Annotated in this window: 16 protein-coding genes; 7 read left to right on the top strand and 9 right to left on the bottom strand. The window is 70.3% G+C overall.

What is annotated here, in order from left to right:
* Positions 1-98: 98 nt before the first annotated feature.
* The 5 genes from VT85_RS00545 to VT85_RS00525 all read right to left on the bottom strand — a co-directional run bounded on the left by VT85_RS00545 (position 99) and on the right by VT85_RS00525 (position 4,698).
* Positions 99-1,004 carry a sulfate ABC transporter permease gene (locus tag VT85_RS00545; RefSeq protein WP_082858251.1) on the bottom strand — a complete coding sequence of 302 codons (906 nt, stop codon included), beginning with the start codon at positions 1,002-1,004 and terminating at the stop codon, positions 99-101.
* Positions 994-1,839 carry a sulfate ABC transporter permease subunit CysT gene (cysT, locus tag VT85_RS00540; protein ID WP_068409230.1) on the bottom strand — a complete coding sequence of 282 codons (846 nt, stop codon included), beginning with the start codon at positions 1,837-1,839 and terminating at the stop codon, positions 994-996. The genes VT85_RS00545 and cysT overlap by 11 nt, the downstream gene beginning before the upstream one ends.
* Positions 1,840-1,842: 3 nt before the next feature.
* Positions 1,843-2,916 (bottom strand): sulfate ABC transporter substrate-binding protein, encoded by a 1,074-nt coding sequence (locus VT85_RS00535; RefSeq protein ID WP_068409228.1) that lies wholly within the window; start codon positions 2,914-2,916, stop codon positions 1,843-1,845.
* 120 nt (positions 2,917-3,036) lie between these two features.
* A complete protein-coding gene (locus VT85_RS00530; protein WP_068409226.1) occupies positions 3,037-4,050 on the bottom strand; it encodes a DUF1559 domain-containing protein in 1,014 nt (337 codons plus the stop codon).
* 126 nt (positions 4,051-4,176) lie between these two features.
* Complete coding sequence (locus VT85_RS00525) at positions 4,177-4,698, bottom strand: hypothetical protein (RefSeq protein WP_068409224.1); 522 nt, start codon at positions 4,696-4,698, stop codon at positions 4,177-4,179.
* Positions 4,699-4,970: 272 nt separating this feature from the next.
* Between VT85_RS00525 and VT85_RS28140 the strand changes: the two genes are divergently transcribed.
* The 5 genes from VT85_RS28140 to VT85_RS00500 all read left to right on the top strand — a co-directional run bounded on the left by VT85_RS28140 (position 4,971) and on the right by VT85_RS00500 (position 11,589).
* Positions 4,971-5,402, top strand: a complete 432-nt coding sequence (locus VT85_RS28140) for a hypothetical protein (RefSeq protein ID WP_197491015.1) — start codon at positions 4,971-4,973, stop codon at positions 5,400-5,402.
* A complete protein-coding gene (locus VT85_RS00515; protein WP_068409221.1) occupies positions 5,333-6,529 on the top strand; it encodes a sigma-54 interaction domain-containing protein in 1,197 nt (398 codons plus the stop codon). Before VT85_RS28140 ends, VT85_RS00515 begins: the two co-directional genes overlap by 70 nt.
* A gap of 538 nt (positions 6,530-7,067) precedes the next feature.
* Positions 7,068-7,286, top strand: coding sequence for a hypothetical protein (locus VT85_RS00510; protein ID WP_068409218.1), 219 nt, complete (start codon positions 7,068-7,070; stop codon positions 7,284-7,286).
* Positions 7,287-7,366: 80 nt separating this feature from the next.
* The gene (locus VT85_RS00505) at positions 7,367-8,488 is read left to right on the top strand and encodes a DUF1559 domain-containing protein (protein ID WP_068409214.1); all 1,122 of its coding nucleotides are present in this window, start codon (positions 7,367-7,369) and stop codon (positions 8,486-8,488) included.
* Between the two features lie 365 nt (positions 8,489-8,853).
* The gene (locus VT85_RS00500) at positions 8,854-11,589 is read left to right on the top strand and encodes a bifunctional acetate--CoA ligase family protein/GNAT family N-acetyltransferase (RefSeq protein ID WP_068409212.1); all 2,736 of its coding nucleotides are present in this window, start codon (positions 8,854-8,856) and stop codon (positions 11,587-11,589) included.
* Between the two features lie 6 nt (positions 11,590-11,595).
* Here the strand turns inward: VT85_RS00500 and VT85_RS00495 are convergent, their stop codons facing one another.
* Together VT85_RS00495 and VT85_RS29570 are read right to left on the bottom strand one after the other, a co-directional pair.
* Positions 11,596-12,123 (bottom strand): hypothetical protein, encoded by a 528-nt coding sequence (locus tag VT85_RS00495; protein ID WP_068409211.1) that lies wholly within the window; start codon positions 12,121-12,123, stop codon positions 11,596-11,598.
* A 27-nt stretch (positions 12,124-12,150) separates the two neighbouring features.
* Positions 12,151-12,285, bottom strand: coding sequence for a hypothetical protein (locus tag VT85_RS29570; RefSeq protein WP_255376967.1), 135 nt, complete (start codon positions 12,283-12,285; stop codon positions 12,151-12,153).
* A 211-nt stretch (positions 12,286-12,496) separates the two neighbouring features.
* On the opposite strand from VT85_RS29570, the gene VT85_RS00490 reads away from it, so the two are divergent.
* Entirely contained in the window at positions 12,497-13,522 is a 1,026-nt protein-coding gene (locus VT85_RS00490; RefSeq protein ID WP_068409208.1) for a hypothetical protein, read from the top strand.
* Positions 13,523-13,698: 176 nt separating this feature from the next.
* Entirely contained in the window at positions 13,699-14,880 is a 1,182-nt protein-coding gene (locus VT85_RS00485) for a tetratricopeptide repeat protein (RefSeq protein ID WP_197491014.1), read from the top strand.
* A 79-nt stretch (positions 14,881-14,959) separates the two neighbouring features.
* Here the strand turns inward: VT85_RS00485 and VT85_RS00480 are convergent, their stop codons facing one another.
* Entirely contained in the window at positions 14,960-15,829 is an 870-nt protein-coding gene (locus VT85_RS00480) for an alpha/beta hydrolase (RefSeq protein ID WP_082858249.1), read from the bottom strand.
* 31 nt (positions 15,830-15,860) lie between these two features.
* A complete protein-coding gene (locus VT85_RS00475) occupies positions 15,861-17,288 on the bottom strand; it encodes a hypothetical protein (RefSeq protein ID WP_068409204.1) in 1,428 nt (475 codons plus the stop codon).
* Positions 17,289-17,290 lie beyond the last annotated feature (2 nt).

Raw genomic sequence — 17,290 nt, 5'->3', positions numbered from 1 at the left:
GCGCCGCGGCGACGGCCCCGTCCCTCGATGGTACGAAAGCGAGGCCCCCGATGCCAATCTCGGATGAGTCCGCCCCACTTGAAGATTCGGCGCCATGCTCACGACTCCACCTCCCTCGACCGTTCCAGGCGGGCCCGCAGGAGGTCCATCCCGACCAGCAGGACGAACGAGGTCGCGGCCAGGACCAGGCTGGCGGCGTAGGCCCCCTCGGGATGGAAGCTCTCGATCCCCTCGGCGATGTAGAGCGTGGCCGTCTGGGTGTGGCCGATCACGTTGCCCGAGACGACCAGGACGGCCCCGAACTCGCCCAGGCACCGGGCGACGGTCAGGGTCACGCCGTAGGCCACGCCCCAGCGGATCGACGGCAGGGTGATGCTCCGGAAGGTCCGCCAGCGGGACGCCCCCAGCGTGTACGCCGCCTGCTCGTACTCCTCGCCCAGCTCGCGGAGGATCGGCACCAGCTCGCGGACCACGAAGGGGACCGTCACGAACATCGTCGCCAGGATCATCCCCGGCAGGGCGTAGACGACCTGCACCCCCCGCGATTCCAGCCAGCCCCCCACGCCGCTCTCGGGGCCGTAGAGGACGATCAGCATCAACCCGGCCACGATCGGCGAGACGGCGAACGGCATGTCGACCACGCCGTCGATCAGCGACCGCCCGAAGAACCGCTGCCGCACCAGGACCAGCGCCATGGCGATCCCGAACACCGTGTTGACCACCGTGGCGACCAGGGCGATCCCCAGCGACATCACGAACGCCCGCTGCACCGCCGGCTCGCCCAGGGCCGCGATCAGGGGTTTCAGGCCCCCCGCCACCGCCTGCCTCGTCAGGGCCAGGCCGGGGATCAGGATCAGGGCCGCGAACCAGAGCAGCACCGCCCCGATCAGCAGCCGACGCCCCCACGACGACGGGGCCTCGTTCCCCCTCGCGGGGAATTCGACGAGGCGGGGCGTCGGGGTCGGTTCCGGGCCCGTCGGGGCCTCGCCGTCGTCAAGTCGCATCACGGTTCCCCCCCCGGCGCTGCAGCGCGTTGAGGATGACGAGGATCAAGAGCGACGAGGCCAGGAGGACCGCCGAGACGGCCAGGGCGCCGTGACGGTTGCCGCTTTCGATCTCGCCGAAGACGTAGATGGGCGCCGTCTTGGTCAGCAGCGGCTGGTTGCCGGCGACCATCACGACGCTGCCGTACTCCCCCAGCGCCCGGCTGAACGAGAGGGCCGAGCCGGTCAGGATCGAGGGCCAGAGGGTCGGCAGGGTGACCCGCAGGAAGGTCGTCCAGGGGCCCGCGCCCAGGGTCGCCGCGGCCTCCTCCTCCGCCTTGTCCAGCCCCAGGAGCACCGGCTGGACGCTCCGGATCACGAACGGGTAGGTCACGAACAGGAGCGCCAGGATGATGCCCGGCTGGTCGTAGATGACCTTCCAGCCCGCCTTTCCGGCGATCGCGCCGACGACGCTCGACGGCCCGTAGAGGGCCACCAGCATGACCCCCGTGACCACCGTCGGCACGGCGAACGGCAGGTCGATCAGGGCGTTGACCAGATTCTTCCCCGGGAACTCGTAGCGCACGAGGACCCAGGCCGTCGCCGTCCCCGTGACCGCGCCCACGAAGACCATAATGAAGGCCGTGATGAAGGTGAGCTTCAGCGCGTGCCAGGCGTAGGGCTCGGAGACGGCCGCCCAGAAGGCCCTCGGGCCGGGCTCGGCCGCCTGCCAGGCCATCGCCAGGATCGGCAGGACGACCATGACGCCCAGATAGGAGAGGCTGGCCCCGCGGAGCAGGGCCCCTTCACGCAACCGCGGCCTGCGCCGGGCGAGGGTGGAGATTCCGGCGGACATGGCTCACTTCCCCCGGTTCTGCACGGCCTCGGCGGCGATGGTCGACCAGAGGCCGCCGCTGGAATACAGCTCCTCCTCCAGCGCGGCCCAGCCGCCGAGGTCGTCGGTCGTGAAGACCTCGGTGGGCTCGGGGCGGCCGGCGACCGCGTCCTCGGCCTCGGGATTCACCGGCCGGAAGCCGTACTCGGCGAAGATCCGCTGGCCTTCGGCCGAGGTCAGGAACGCCAGGAACGCCTTCGCCAGCTCCTCGTTGCCGTGCTTGGCGATCGACGGCCCGACCAGGGCGATCGGGCTCTCGATCAGGAGCGTGGCCGGGGGGACGACGTAAGGGATCGCGTCCCCTTCCTTGGCCCGGAGCAGCAACTCGTTCTCATACGTCACCACGGCGTCGCCGGTCCCCGTCCTGGAGAACGACGCCATGCTCTGGCGGCCCGACTGGTCCATGTTGACGACGTTCGACTGCACCTTCCTCAGACGGTCGCGGACGGCGGCGAGGTCCGGGTTCGCCGCGTCCTTCGCGCGGGCCTCCCGCAGCGCCGAGCCGTAGATGGCGTTGATGTTCCAGCGGGCGCCGCCGGACGTCTTGGGGTCGGGGTAGAGGACGCCGACGCCGGGCTTCGCCAGGTCGGCGAAGTCGTGGATCGACTTGGGGTTCCCGGCGCGATGGCCGATGACGACGAGGCTGTGGGTCAGGATCCCCTTGTAGGGCCCGTCCTTCCAGTCGGGGGCGACCTTGCCGGCCTTGACCAGCAGGTCCATGTCGCCCACGTGGGAGAGGGCCGCGACGTCGGCGTCGAAGCCCGATCCGATCGAGCGGGCCTGGGCCCCGGAAGCGTTGTAAGACTCCTCGAACGTGGCGTCCCGGCCGGTCTCGGCCTTCCACTTCTTCGCGAACGCGGGGATGAGGCCGTCGTGGAAGACCTCGCGGACCACCGAGTACGCGCCGATCTTCAGCGAATCGGCGTTCGAGACGGGCTTGCCGCCGCAGCCGATCGTCGTCGTCGCCAGCATCATCGCGAGCGACAGCGAGATCGAGATCGGGACGGTCCGGGCGGCGTGAGGGGGACGGAACTCCATGGGGATCCCTTTGAATCGATCGGGGCGGAAGGCCGTGGAACCAGTCCCCTCGCGTCGGCCGACGCGAGGGGACTGGTCGTTGGGTACGAATTGTCGGGCGATGACGCCTCGGCGTCCATGTCAATACTGGTCGGCGGAGACGATCTCACCCCCGCCGCGGGTGACCAGGGCGGCGATGGTCGGCAGCGAGACCGAGTCCTTGACGAACCGGACCGAGCCGTCGCCCAGCAGGACGTTGATCCCGCCCGAGTGGAACGAGAAGAGGCCGCCGGTCCCCTCGGTGACGTAGTAGGGGTGGGGGAACGGCTGGCCGTTGACGTTCTCGCCGTTGGCGGCGTTGAGGACGACCGGGCCGGGGAAGACCGAGCCGTCGGCCGTCGACCCGTTGAGGGTGACGTCGCTGGCCGGGCGGGCCCAGCCGCCGGAGTTGACGCGGTGGTCGGGGACCGCGCCGAAGACCTTGCCGCCGCGACGGTAGACGAACGGCCGACCGGCCGACTCGACGAAGACGATCGTGTTCGAGAGCCCGTCCGTGGCGTCGGCCAGCCGGGTCTTCTTGTTCTTGACGATCAGCGACTCGGGCGGGGTGGAGCCGGCCGCGAACACGTTGTAGGGCGCCCCGCCGAGCCGGGCGTCGATGCCCACGATCGGCGAGTAGTCGGTGACGGCGGCGACGGTGGCGGTCCAGCTGGGCGAGTAGGGCTGCACCTCGGGGATGCCGTCGAGCCGGCCCGGGTCGGCGGGCGTCGAGGGGCAGAGCAGGGTGTTGATCCGCGTCTTGACGGCCGTCTGGTTGACCGGATCGCCCCAGGTGACGCCGACGTTCAGGGCGTTGTAGACCTGCGTCTGCTCCATGAAGTTGAGCATGCCCAGGAGCGCCGCGACTCGCGGCAGGGTCGTCAGGCCGGTCGGCCGCACGCTGCTGGGGAGTTCGCTGTTGACGTCGTGGAAGTTGTGGACCGCGATCCCCAGCTGCTTCAGGTTGTTGACGCACTGGGAGCGGCGGGCGGCCTCGCGGGCGGCCTGCACGGCCGGCAGCAGGAGCGAGATCAGGACCGCGATGATGGCGATCACGACCAGCAGTTCGATCAGCGTGAAACCGGGGCGGGGGCGGCGGGGGCTGGGGCGGTTCATCCTGGACTCCTGGATATCCGTCGTTCGGAGGTCTCGCGCTCGACACTCGTCGTCACGCGTCATTGTCTTCATGAAAGCATCAATGTTGTCGTCGATCGGTCGGCCGGGCCTCGGCCGCGTTCGCGCTCACTTCCTGGTGATCGCGAACGGCTCCAGCTCGTTGTCCGACTCGCGGATCGTGGCCTGCAGCGGCGTGGTCGCGGGGTCGGCGTAGGCCTTGGGGATCACGTTCGGGCCGGCGACCAGTTCGTTCCCCTGCTTGACCGGCTTCGACCAGCGGACGGTCACGGCGTAGTCGCCGGCCGGGGCGCCGTCGCCCTCGGTGGCGCTCGTCAACGAGAAGGTGCCGTCGGCCCGCACGGTCGCCCGGGGGGTGAAGCCCTCCTGGCCGGACTTCGGCGCGGCCTTGGGGCTGAAGACCACGAACGCCCCGGCGGCCGGCTCGCCCTCGAACGTCACCTTCCCCTGGGCCGGGAAGATTGGAGCCTCCGGGCGGACGACGCCCTCGTCGCGACAACCCCAGGCCCCCGCGACCATGACCGCCAGCGCGGCCCGGCCCATCATGCCCGCCGCCACGCGGGTCGGATTCCACCGACCCTGGATCGATCCTCGTCTCGTCGCACCCGGAACCGTCGTCGCCGTGTTCATCGTCCGTCTCGTCCTGAAAGCCATCGAAACCCCACGACCAAACCTTGTCGGTAGGAATTGTCGAGTACGGAGAGGGCCTAGTGCACGCGGAGTGCCAAACGACCTCGCGAGGCCAAAATCTGACTAAATGACACGAGATTGCAAACTTTACACGCTTTGAGCCGGTTCGGCGGCACACAATCCGTGAGATTTCCTGGGGGTGCCCGTGGTATTTCCTGGCAACCCGTGAGATTTCCTGGCATACTGGGTGGATGAACGACTTCGGGCCGGTCTTGTTGAGTATCTGGCGGGTGGTCTCGCGGCACCGGACGCTTGCGGAGTCCGTGGAAGAGACCGTTCCGCTCGTGGCGGGTCTTCTGCCGATGGAGTCGCTGACGATCCGGTCGGTGGACCGGGCCGCCGGATTCCTGGAGACGGTGGCGGCCGAGTCGGCGGGCGGGAGCGAGCCCCGAGGGGAGACTCGGACGTCGATCATGCCGGAGATCCTGCCGAAGCTCCTGGACTGGTGCGGCCGGGGGGAGCTGGAAGTGGCCGAGCGCCGGAGCTTCGCGGCGCGGTTCCCGGGCCTGGTCGCGGGCGGGGCGGGGGGGCGATGCTGGCGGCGCCTTTGGACCCGGAGGAGGGGGCGCCGGCGGTGCTGCTGCTGGCCCTGCGCCCGTCCCAACGGCCGACCCCCGAGCATGAGGCGCTGGTGCGGGCCCTGATCGAGCCCTTGACGGTGGCCGTGGAGAACGACCACCGGCTTCGCGAGCTGGTCATGCTGCGCGAGGCGGCCGAGGCCGAGAACCGCACGTTGCGATCGAAGCTCGGCCGCGACGACCTCGCCGGCTCGATCGTCGGCGCGGAGACCGGCCTGCGCGAGGTCATGGAGCAGATCGAGCTGGTCTCGACGGCCGACGCCCCGGTCCTGATCCTCGGCGAGACCGGCTCGGGCAAGGAGGTCGTCGCGAGGGCGATCCACACCCGATCCCGGCGGGCGTCCGGGCCGTTCCTCCGCGTGAACTGCGGCGCGATCCCGGCGGAGCTGGTCGATTCCGAGCTGTTCGGCCATGAGAAGGGGTCGTTCACCGGGGCCGTGGGCGAGCGCAAGGGCTGGTTCGAGCGGGCCGACGGCGGGACGCTGTTCCTGGACGAGTGCGGCGAACTCCCCCCGGCCGCCCAGGTCCGGCTGCTGCGAATCCTCCAGGACGGCTGGTTCGAGCGGGTCGGGGGCGAGAAGCCCCGGCGGGCGGACGTGCGGATCGTCGCCGCGACCCACCGCGACCTCCACGCGATGGTCCACGACGGCCGGTTCCGCCAGGACCTCTGGTATCGCCTGGCCGTCTTCCCGGTCTACCTCCCGCCGCTTCGCGAGCGGCTGGCCGACGTCCCCGCGCTGGCCGCCCACTTCGCCGGCCGCGCCGCCCGGCGACTGGGAATGCCGCACCTCTCGCCGACCGCCGAGGAGGTCGCCTTGCTCCTCCAGTACCCCTGGCCGGGCAACGTCCGCGAGCTGGCGGCCGTGATCGAGCGGGCCGCGATCCTCGGCAACGGGTCCGGCCTGGACGTGGCCCGGGCCCTGGGCGTCCCCCCGGCCGCGCGCCCGCTGCCGCCTTCCCCGTCGCCGGCCACGGCCGCCCCCGCGACTTCGGCCTCGGCGCCACTGGCGACGCTCGACGAGGCCGCCGCCCGCCACATCGAGCAAGCCCTGGCCCGCGCCGGAGGACGCATCGAGGGCCCCCAGGGCGCCGCCGCGATCCTCGGCCTGAACCCCCACACCCTCCGCTCCCGGATGCGCAAGCTCGGCGTCGACTGGGGCCGTTTCCGGGTGCCTCGCGGGGACGGAGCCTGAGGACCGCCGCTCGATTCGACACAACTATTTTTGCGATATATCATCGACATCAAATCAACGACGAAGCAACGACTTACCGGAACTTGCAATAGGCGTCGAAATTCGACGGGACGGCCCCTCCGGCGGGCCGCGAAGGCCTCGGAAGGGTGCCGCCCGCGCGCATCTCTTAATTAATTCGTACCAAGACGCTTGCCCCGCATTCATGACGATCTATAGTTACTGAGTAGAGTGAGATCCGATTACGAGACCGGGTGGGGCGTCGGCTTCCTTCGGTCTCGTGGGAGGGCGATTCGTGCGAGAGTCGCCCGGCCTGGCAAGCTCGCGCGCCCCCGGATCGGTCGGGGGGATGGGCGGACCGTCGGGTCGATCGTCGGCGGGGGACGACCGGACTTCCGAGCGGTTCATCGCCCGGGGTCGCGCCCATCGCCGCGACGGAACATCGGGTTTCGAAGCCGGGGTCCGTGCGGGCCACCGGCCCCTTCGTCGGCGTCCCGGGCCGCTCGCGTCCCGGCGCGATCTTCGAGAAAGGCTTGAAAACATGAATGCGCGTGGTTTTTTTGGCTGGGCGACGGTCGGCGTCGCCTGGGCCGTGGCCGCCTGCGCCCTGGCCGCGGCCCCGGGATGCGGCGGCTCGGACGCCGCGGCCGTGGCCCAGTTCGACAAGTCGCCTCGCGAGACGCTGAAGGAGTCGCTCCAGTACTCGCAAGACATGCATAAGCAGAAGAAATCCTCCAGGAGAGGGAGTCCCCGGAGATGAGGCCCGCGTCGAGACGAATCCCGTCCGCCCCCTCCCCAACCCCGGCCTCGTCCCGGCCGGGCCCGTCCAGGAGTCAGTCCATGCCGCGTCCAGACAGGAAGGATCGGGGCTTCACCCTGATCGAACTCTTGGTGGTCATCGCCATCATCGCCGTGCTCATCGCGCTCCTGCTGCCGGCCGTGCAGGCCGCCCGCGAGGCCGCCCGCCGTGCCCAGTGCGTCAACAACCTGAAGCAGATCGGGCTGGCGATGCACAACTACCACTCGTCGCAGAACACGTTCCCGATGGGCGTCTCGGCGTCGTACAACTCGATCAACGGCGGCTGCGTGGCCTGGTCGGGCTGGAGCGCCCATTCGCTGCTGCTGACCACGATGGAGCAGTCGGCGATCTACAACGCCGCCAATTTCCAGTTCGACCCGCTCCAGGGCATCGGCTGGGACGTCAACGCGACCTCGTGGCAGACCAAGGTGTCCTCGTTCCTCTGCCCCTCGGACGGCAACGCGGGCAAGGTGGGCTACAACAGCTACTACGCCAGCCGGGGGACGACGTTCGACGCCGACTACAAGGTCAACCAGGGCGCCCCGCCGAACTGCGGCGGCAACGTGCGGAGCACGGGCCTCTTCTCGTACCAGCAGACCTACGGACTGAACGACATCACCGACGGCTCGTCCAACACGGTCGCCTTCAGCGAGGGCCTGGTCGGCTCGGGCGACAGCCGGGTCCGCCCCTACGTCACCGGCGTCAACGTCGAGAGCCTCAGCAGTTGGGGCACCGACGTGCGGTCTTCGGACGCCGGCAGCGCCCTGATCCTGGGCGAGCAGGCCCCCGGGGCCGCGATCTCCCAGGTCCTCCAGACTTGCTCCACGGCGTTCCAGAACGCCACGGCCGGCGGCGGGCTCCACTCCAACCGCGGCGGCCACTGGGCCTGGGGCGCCGAGGGCTTCACGCTCTTCAACACCGTCGTGCCCCCGGGCTCTTCCCAGTACACCTGGGGCTCCTGCCGGTTCGGCTGCGGGGGCTGCGGCGTGGGCTCCGCGGACCACGCCCACCTGACCAACGCCAACAGCAACCACTCCGGCGGCGTGAACGTCCTCTTCGGCGACGGCTCCACCCGCTTCGTCAAGAGTTCGATCGCCATGAACATCTGGTGGGCCGTCGGCACCAAGGCAGGCGGCGAGATCGTCAGCTCCGACGCCTACTGAGCCGAAGCGATCTCCTTCGACCGGAAGTCGCCGATCAACCTCGACTCCGCCGACCCGTCGCGACCCCTCGGCCGCGACGGGTCGCTTCGCGCGCCCCTCGCGGCCTTCCCCGGGCCGGAAGGCGGGCCCGAGCGGCCCCGGGGCCGTGCTCATTCCTCTTTCGCAGCCAGCCCCAACTCCTTCGGTGGCAAGGCGATCAAGGCACCTAAAATCGACGAACAGACTTCGGGCCGGTCCGTATCGACCGGGCCGGGCGCAGCGGGATCGCACCGGCGGCGCGTCCTCCTGGCTAGGGCGGCCCCCGCCCGTCGATTAGGATGAGAGGGGGTCAGGAGCACGAGCGGTAGGCGTCCGGGAGGACCGACATGAATCGTCTGTACGGGGCGCGGGTCTCCGAGGAGGGGGCGGCGGGTCGGCCGCTGGATGCGATCTTCGCGCCGAAGACGGTGGCGGTGGTCGGGGCGACGGAGAAGGTGGGGAGTCCGGGGCGGGCGGTGCTCTGGAACCTGATCAGCAACCCGTTCGGCGCGACGGTCTTCCCCATCAACCCGAACCGGCGGAACGTGCTGGGGATCAAGGCGTACAAGGACGTGGCGTCGGTCCCCGACCCGGTCGACCTGGCGATCGTGGTGACGCCCGCCGCGACGGTCCCGGGGGTGATCTCCGAATGCGTGGCGGCCCGGGTGAAGGGGGCCGTGGTGATCTCGGCCGGCTTCCGCGAGGCCGGGCCGGAGGGGCTCCGGCTGGAGCACGAGATCCTGGAGCGGGCGCGGCGGGGGCGGATGCGGGTGATCGGGCCGAATTGCCTGGGGGTGATGCGGCCCCACACCGGCATGAACGCCACGTTCGCGCACCGTTCGGCGCGGCCGGGGAGCGTCGGCTATATCAGCCAAAGCGGCGCGCTCGACATGGCGGTGCTCGACTGGAGCCGCAAGGAGAACGTCGGCTTCAGCGCGTTCATCTCGGTCGGCTCGATGCTCGACGTCGGCTGGGGCGACCTGATCGACTACCTGGGGGACGACCCGCGCACCAAGAGCATCGTCATCTACATGGAGTCGATCGGCGACGCGCGGGCGTTCCTGTCGGCCTCGCGCGAGGTGGCCCTGACCAAGCCGATCATCGTCCTGAAGGCCGGGCGGAGCGACGCCGCGGCGCGGGTGGCGGCGACCCACACCGGGGCGCTCGCCGGCAGCGACGAGGTGCTGGAAGCCGCCTTCCGCCGGGTGGGCGTGCTCCGGGTCGATTCGATCGCCGACGTGTTCGACATGGCCGACGTCCTCTCCAAGCAGCCCCGCCCGCGCGGGCCGAGGCTGGCGATCGTCACCAACGCCGGCGGGCCGGGCGTGCTGGCGACCGACGCGCTGGTCGAGCACGGCGGCGCGTTGGCCGAGCCGTCGGCCGACGCCCTGCGCGACCTGGACCTGTTCCTCCCCCGGGGCTGGAGCCGCGACAATCCGGTCGACGTCCTGGGCGACGCCGACGCCGAACGGTTCGGCAAGGCGGTGGAGGTCCTCGCCGGGGACGACGCCGTCGACGGCCTCCTGACGATCCTCACCCCCCAGACCGCCACCGACCCCACCGCCGTCGCCGGCCGGCTGAAGAAGCACGCCAGGGTCCTGGGCAAACCCATCCTCGCCTGCTGGATGGGGGGCGAATCGATCGAGGAGGGGACCAGCATCCTCAACGAGGCCGGCATCCCCACCTACCCCCACCCCGACGCCGCCGCCCGCGTCTTCGCCCTCATGTGGCGGTCGTCCTACAACCTCCAGGGCCTCTACGAGACCCCGACCATGCCCGCCGAGGACAGCGCCGCGGGCTCCCCCCGCGAGCGGGCCGAGGCCCTGCTGGCGGCCGTCCGGCGCGAGGGTCGGACGATCCTCACCGAGGCCGAATCCAAGCGACTGCTGACCATCTACGAGATCCCGACCGTCCCCACCACGGTCGTCCAGACGCCCGAGGAGGCGGCGGTCGCGGCCGAGGGGTTCGGCTGGCCGGTCGCGGTGAAGCTCAACTCGACCACGATCACCCACAAGAGCGACGTCGGCGGCGTCCGGCTCAACCTCTACGACGCCGACGCCGTTCGCGCCGCCTTCCGCTCCATCGAACGGTCGGTCGAGGCCCACGTCGGGAACGGGCACTTCCAGGGCGTCGGCGTCCAGCCCATGGTCCAGCCCGAGGCCGGCGTGGAGGTCCTCCTGGGGAGCAGCCTCGACCCCGAGTTCGGCCCGGTCATCCTCTTCGGCTCGGGGGGCCGCCACGTCGAGGTCGTCGGCGACCGCGCGCTGGGGCTGCCGCCGCTCAACACGACCCTCGCCCGCCGGATGATGGAGCAGACCCGCGTCTTCGCCGCGCTCAAGGGCGTGCGCGGCCAGCCCTCGGTCGACATGGCCGCCCTGGAGCGGCTCCTGGTGCGGTTCAGCGACCTGGTCGTCGAACTCCCCTGGATCAAGGAGATCGACGTCAACCCGCTCTTCGCCTCGCCCGACCGGCTGATCGTCCTGGACGCCCGCGTGATCATCCACGGCCCCCTGATCCACGCCGAGGACCTCCCGCGACCGGCGATCCGGCCCTATCCCTCCCAGTACACGTTCCCCTGGACGTCGAAGAAGGGGGAGGCGCTGACGATCCGGCCGATCCGCCCGGAGGACGAGCCGATGCTGGTGAAGTTCCACGCCACGCTCTCGGAGCGCAGCGTCTCATTCCGCTACTTCCACGCGATGAAGTACAGCACCCGCGTCGCCCACGAGCGGCTGACCCGCATCTGCTTCATCGACTACGACCGCGAGATGGCCCTCGTAGCCGACTTCAAGGACCCGGAGACCGGCGAGCGGAAGATCCTGGGCGTCGGCCGCCTGAGCAAGATCCGCGAGACCGACGAGGCCGAATTCGCCCTCCTCGTCAGCGACCAGTTCCAGGGCCGCGGCCTGGGGAGCGAACTCCTCCGGCGCATCTTGCAGGTCGGCCGCGACGAGCACGTCTCGCGCGTGACCGGCGACATCCTCCCCGAGAACGTCGAGATGCTCCGCGTCTGCGAGAAGGTCGGCTTCACCCTCACCCGCGACCTCGAAGACGCCGTCGTCCGCGCGGAGATGGAGCTGTGAGCCGCCTCAACCGGCCCCCAGTCCCAACTCCGAGCGGATCGCTTCGAGATCCCGCTTCGTCCGGGCCCCGGCGTTGACCGTCCAGCCTCGCGCCCAAGGCAGGGCGACGGGGGCGACGGTGATCACCTGGTTGGGTCGGCTGTAGCACGCCTCGCCCTTCATCTCGCCGTAGCCCTTCCATCCCCGCTCGGCGAGCCGATGGGCGGAGATCGGCGACGCGGTGAAGGTGCCGAAGGCCAAGTGGGGGAGCCCGCCCGAGACGGCCTGGTGGTGGAGCATCGCCGCCAGGAAATCCGAGCACTTGCGCTTCAAGACGTACCAGCTCGTCGATTCGTCGTCGGGCTGTCCCTCGGAGACGGGGGGATCCTCGGCGTCGGGCGCGCGGACGGATGCGCCCCAGATGCAGACCCCCTGGTTCTCCTCCATGAAGACCAGCTTCTTCCCCTCCACCTTCCAATCCGACGGCGGCAGGAGACGCTCCTGGCTCAGGTTGAAACGCTTCTCGCGGCCCGCGACGAGATAATACTCGCGCAAGGACGTCGGTGCCTGGACGCCCAGCCGCTACTCGGCCTGGGCGATCGATCGGGGCGATAACGCGGTGCGATTGGTCAGCGGATAGCCGAAGTCCTGGAACAAGGTCCTGTAGAGATCCTCGTACGACGTCACGGTCTGGCCTTCCTTCGTGCTGGATTTCAACCCCATCCGGCGGCCCGGAGCCGCTCCGAGAATCCGAGGCCGCCCCCGACTCGACCGTCGGCTGACCATGAGACCATGCCCGATCTCGCGACGCCAGCAGCCAGGACGTTCGACGGCGCCCACGGCCTCGAATCGCCTAGCCCGATCCTCGGGTTGTTGGTATAAATCCGCGCCCACGGATCCCGCCCCGCCACTCGATGGATCGATCCTGATGAGCCACACCCGTCGCGCGGGCCTCGCGCTCGCGATCCTCTTGAGCGCCCTGGCCGCCCCCGCGCGGGGGGCGACGGAGATCAAGCTGGAGAAGGGCTACCTGGCCGGGGTGGTGGAGAAGCTGCCGCCGAACCGGTTCGATCAGGAGAAGTATCGGGGCTCGGTGCATTCGTACCGGCTCGTGGGGATCGACCCGAAGGAGCGGAAGCTGCTGGCGGCGTTCACGGCGGAGGGAGAGTTCCGGCCGCCGGCCTCGGGGCCGCTCTCGGAGAACGCCTCGCGGTCGAAGGACCACGTCGACGGCTGGCGGAAGTTCCGGTTCGACATCAAGGCCAGCGTCAACGTCGAGGCCGGTCCCGACGGCTCGCCCCGGTTCCGGGTGGACGTGGACGAGGTCAAGCGGACAGAGCTGGAAGGGGTGGCGGGACTGCTGGCGAAGCTGCTGGGCAAGCAGTTCGACGCCATCGCCACCCAGGTCGTCGACGGCAAGGCCGAGTCGGTCAACCAGAAGCTCAACGCCGAGATCCTCAAGCGCGCCGCGATGTACAAGGACTACGGCGTCCTCTGCGGGCTGGACTACGCCCCCGACTTCGTCGTCCTGAAGTTCGATCTGACCCGGCTCGAACGCCAGGGGACGCTGGGCTACATCTTCCGGGAGCCCCGACCGGGCGCGGTCCCGCTCCACCGCTGGCTCAACGTCCGCACCGGGGCGCACCGCTACACCCTCAGCCCGACGATCGACGTCCCCGGCGCCTTCACCCCCGAGGGCCTGGCCGGTTACGTCCCGACCGCCGACGCCCCGGGCGCCGTCTCCGTCGAACTGCTGCGGAGCCGCACCGACCACCTCTACACGACCGACCCGAATTCCGAACGCATCCGCCCCCGCCTCTACCAGTCCGAGGGGGTCGCGTTCCACGTCCTGCCCGAGCCGATCGATGGCGCCGTCCCCTTCCACCGCTTCCACGACCCCCGTCGCGGGACGCACTTCTACACCACCCACCCCCACGCCGAATTCGCGAAGTGAGGGGCCTGTGGACGGCTTCGCCTGCGCGAAGTGCCGCATCCAGGCACAGGAATTCCGACGCCCCGACCACCCGAGCCCGGGTTCCTGTTAGGCTCGCAGGTCGATCTCTCGGGCTTGGGCTTCCGGCGACGGAGGGCGTGATGGGACGCGAGGCGCGATACGAGCGTCTGAGGCGATTGTCGAAGAGGCATTACCCGGCCCTGACGATCCGCGTCGCGCGCCGATACCTGATCGACTACCCCGACGACGGGGTCGTCTGGATGTGGCTGGGAGACGTCCTGACCAGGATGGCCCGCTACGAGGAAGCCGAGCAGGCGATCGCGAAGGCCCTGGAGTTCTGCCCGCCCGACTTGCGACGAAATCCCCTGTTGAAAATGGGGTACCTCTTCGACGCGGCGGGCGATCAAGGCCAGGCGGCGGCCTGGTATCGAAAGGCCATCGAGGCCGACCCCGGCCACGCGGCCGGCCGGATCTGGCTGGGCGAACTTCTGGCGAGGCAGGGTCGGCTGCACGAGGCCGAAGACCTCCTTCGAGCCGGCCTCACCTGTGCCAAGGGCTACATCGACGAGGCGAATCTCCAGCTGGGCTTCGTGCTGAGGGCCCGCGAGCGCTTCCGCGAGGCCGCCGCCTGCTTCCGGGAAGCGCTTCGACTCGACCCGGAACGTCGCGAGGCGCGACACGCCCTGCGCGACGTCGAGGCCTGCATCAGGTGGGAGGAACGGCGAAGCCGACCCGGCCGATCGAGCCTTCGGCGACGAGAGGGCGAGAGGGACGAGGACGAGCGGTACGAGCGGCTGAGGCGGCTTTCGGAGGGACCGTTCCCGGCCTCGACGATCCGCGTCGCGCGGCGGTACCTGACCGACTATCCCGACGATGCCGTCGCCTGGGTGCGGTTGGGGGAAGCCCTCGTCAAGGCCGCCCACTTCCAGGAAGCCGAGGGGGCGATCGCCAGGGCTCTCGAACTCTTCCCGGCCGAGGGGCGTCGGCTCCCCCTCATGGGCATGGGCTACCTCTTCGACGCGGCGGGAGATCTGGAGAAGGCGACGGCCTGGTATACGAACGCCGTCGAGGCCGATCCCGACCATGCGGCCGGGCGGATCTTCCTGGGCGGCGTGCTGACGAGGCAGGGGCGGCTGCACGAGGCCGAAGAAGTCCATCGGGCCGGCGTCGCCTGCGAAAAGGGCCGCGTCGACGAGGCCTATTTCAATCTGGGCCTGGTGCTGCGGTGCCGCGAGCGGTTCCATGAGGCCGCCGAGTGCTTCCGGGAGGCGATCCGCCTGGACCCGGAATACCGAGAGGCGCGAAGCGCCCTGCGCGACGTCGAGGCCTGCATCAGGTGGGAGGGACGTCGGGCTTGACCCGGCCGAGCCGCGGACCACGACGGCGCGCCCCCACGCCGAGATCGGGGCGTGGGGGCGGGGGCGGGGGCGGGCGGCGTCAGCGGAAGAGACGCTGGGCGAAGTGGTAGAGGTCGTCCTTCCAGACGTCGAAGTCGTGGCCGCCGGGCTCGACGTGCCAGACGTGGGGGATGCCCTTCTCCTTGAGGTACGCGTGCGTGCGCTGGCTGATGTTGATGAGCCCGTCCTTGTCGCCGCAGGAGATCCAGAGGAGCTTCAGCTTCGCGGCCCCCTCCGGGTCCGACAGCAGCTTCTCGGGCGGCCGCGTGTTCGGGGCGGAGGAGAAGCCGCCGACCCAGGCGAACGTCTCGGGATGGCCGAGCCCGAAGTTGAGCGCCTGGCCGCCCCCCATCGAGAGCCCGGCGAGGGCCCGTCCCTCGCGGTCCTTCCTCACGGCGTAGGTCTTCTCGACGAACGGGATCACGTCCTTGAGGAGGTCCCCCTCGAACGTCTCGAAGGACTTGGCGTGGCGGAAGACGTCCCCCTCCGCGCGGTCGTTGGGCTGGGCCCGGCCGTTGGGCATGACGACGATCAGGGGCGTCGCCAGCTTGTCGGCGATCAGGTTGTCCAGGACGACGTCCACCTTCCCGCCCCGCTCCCATTCCTCCTCGTCCCCGCCGATGCCGTGCAGCAGGTAGAGGACCGGATACGGGGCCTGGTCGTCGTAGCCCGGCGGGGTGTAGACCCGCATCTTCCGCCTCACGCCCACGGTCGAGGAGTCGTACTCGACCGTCTCGATCTTCCCCCGGGGGACGTCGTCGCGGCGGACGTCGAAGCCCTCCGGGGCGGCCGGGAAGGCGGGCTTGTCGTCGGGCCCGAGTTCGATCGGGGGTCGGCGAGGGCGGGTTTGCGCCGAGGCGTCCGACATGGTGAGCGGCAGCGCAAGGAGCACGATCCAGAAGCGTCGCATGGCGGGATCCTCCGAGACTCGAAACGAACCCTCAGCGTTCAGCTTTCAGCACCGCCTCCAGCCCCTTCGTGAGCACGGCCTCGGCGCCGGGGTCGACCCAGCACCAGTCGCGGAGGTTGGCGTCGTGCTCGGCGATGCGGTCGGCGGTGGGGATGTAGCCGGTGGCGGCGTCGCCGTAGGCGATGGCGACGACGACCTTGTCGGGGCGGAGCTTCTGGGCCAGAAGCTGATAGGCCACGTACGTCTCGCCGGGGAGCAGGACCAGGACGACGGGGCCGAGGTCGAGCGCGGGGAGGTCGATCGGCCGGCCGGCGGCGACCCGCTCGCGCCAGCTCAGGGCCATCGCGGCGAGGCACTGGCCGAACGGCTTCGTATGATCGAGCAGACGCGCCTTCAGTTCGGCCTCCGTGAATCCGGCGTCCTCGCGGGGGGTGAACTTCAAGGGCTCGATCCGGAGCGAGGCGCGTTCCAGGGGCTCGCGGCGGGTGGCCTCCCAGGCGCGGGCCATCGCGTCTTCGAGGCGGGCGGCCAGTTCGGGGCGTCGCGCGTGGTCGCCGTCGTTGTACTTGCCCGCCGTCACGTCGCCGCCGCAGCCCGAGGCGTAGATCTGGACGACCCCCGGCAGCGCCTTCGCGCGGGCGCGGCGGGCCATGCCGACGAAGTCGGCGGAGACCTCCCCCTTGCCGTAGTAGCTCATCGGGTGGATGGCGTAATGGTTCAGGGCGACGATCGGCTCCTCGCCGTCCCAGAAGCTGACGACCGTGACGAACGGGTCGATCGACCCCTCGTCGGCCGCCTTCGCCTCGGGATTCCTCGACGCGCTCGTCCGGTCGTGGACGACGGTCCCGTCGGGGCGGACGTAGCGTCGGCTCGATCCCAGGCGCTCGGCCTTCGCGCGGCCGACGCCGACGTGCGTGACCCGCCGGGGGGCCTTCTTCACGGACTTCGCGACGGCCCGCGCCACCCGCTCGACGATCAGGTCGTGGAACGAGAGGTTGCAGATCCTCCCGGCGCAGCCGTTCTCCTCCAGCAGCCGCTCGGCCGCCAGGTCGGCGATCGGGGCGTCGTGCTGGTGGACGGCCGAGAGCAGGACGTGGTGCGGGTCGGTCCCGGCGGCCTCGGCGATCGCCTCGCGCCAGCGGTCGTAGGCCTCGTTGCGGATCTCGCACCAGTCGACCGAGACCACGACCACGGGCTTCTCCAGCGTGCCGCCGCGAAGCACGAAGCCGATGGCCTCCAGCGGGTCGGCGACCGACTTGACCGGCTCGATGCCGCCCCCCATGCAGGGGTGGCCGACCAGCGGCGTGACGTCGGCCGAGAACGTGGAGAGCTGCCACGGCCGCTCCGGCTCGGGTGCGCCGGCGAAGGTCCGGGAAGCTCCCAGGACGACCGCCGCCAGCGCCCCGAGGACGCCGCGACGGGGGAGGGGGGCGTCGAACAGGTCGGTGCGGCTTGGCATGG

Origin of the sequence: Planctomyces sp. SH-PL62 (genome assembly GCF_001610895.1) — a bacterium.
In the GTDB taxonomy this organism is placed as follows: Bacteria; Planctomycetota; Planctomycetia; order Isosphaerales; family Isosphaeraceae; genus Paludisphaera.
This window is presented reverse-complemented; position numbering and strand designations above follow the sequence as displayed.

Bases quoted from the DNA above. Each gene is read 5' to 3' on its own strand.
- VT85_RS00475 (WP_068409204.1), bottom strand. From the start codon at position 17,288: ATGCCAAGCCGCACCGACCTGTTCGACGCCCCCCTCCCCCGTCGCGGC.
- VT85_RS00480 (WP_082858249.1), bottom strand. From the start codon at position 15,829: ATGCGACGCTTCTGGATCGTGCTCCTTGCGCTGCCGCTCACCATGTCG.
- VT85_RS00530 (WP_068409226.1), bottom strand. From the start codon at position 4,050: ATGAACCGCCCCAGCCCCCGCCGCCCCCGCCCCGGTTTCACGCTGATC.
- VT85_RS00545 (WP_082858251.1), bottom strand. From the start codon at position 1,004: ATGCGACTTGACGACGGCGAGGCCCCGACGGGCCCGGAACCGACCCCG.
- VT85_RS00525 (WP_068409224.1), bottom strand. From the start codon at position 4,698: ATGAACACGGCGACGACGGTTCCGGGTGCGACGAGACGAGGATCGATC.
- cysT (WP_068409230.1), bottom strand. From the start codon at position 1,839: ATGTCCGCCGGAATCTCCACCCTCGCCCGGCGCAGGCCGCGGTTGCGT.
- VT85_RS00490 (WP_068409208.1), top strand. From the start codon at position 12,497: ATGAGCCACACCCGTCGCGCGGGCCTCGCGCTCGCGATCCTCTTGAGC.
- VT85_RS00535 (WP_068409228.1), bottom strand. From the start codon at position 2,916: ATGGAGTTCCGTCCCCCTCACGCCGCCCGGACCGTCCCGATCTCGATC.
- VT85_RS00510 (WP_068409218.1), top strand. From the start codon at position 7,068: ATGAATGCGCGTGGTTTTTTTGGCTGGGCGACGGTCGGCGTCGCCTGG.
- VT85_RS00500 (WP_068409212.1), top strand. From the start codon at position 8,854: ATGAATCGTCTGTACGGGGCGCGGGTCTCCGAGGAGGGGGCGGCGGGT.
- VT85_RS00505 (WP_068409214.1), top strand. From the start codon at position 7,367: ATGCCGCGTCCAGACAGGAAGGATCGGGGCTTCACCCTGATCGAACTC.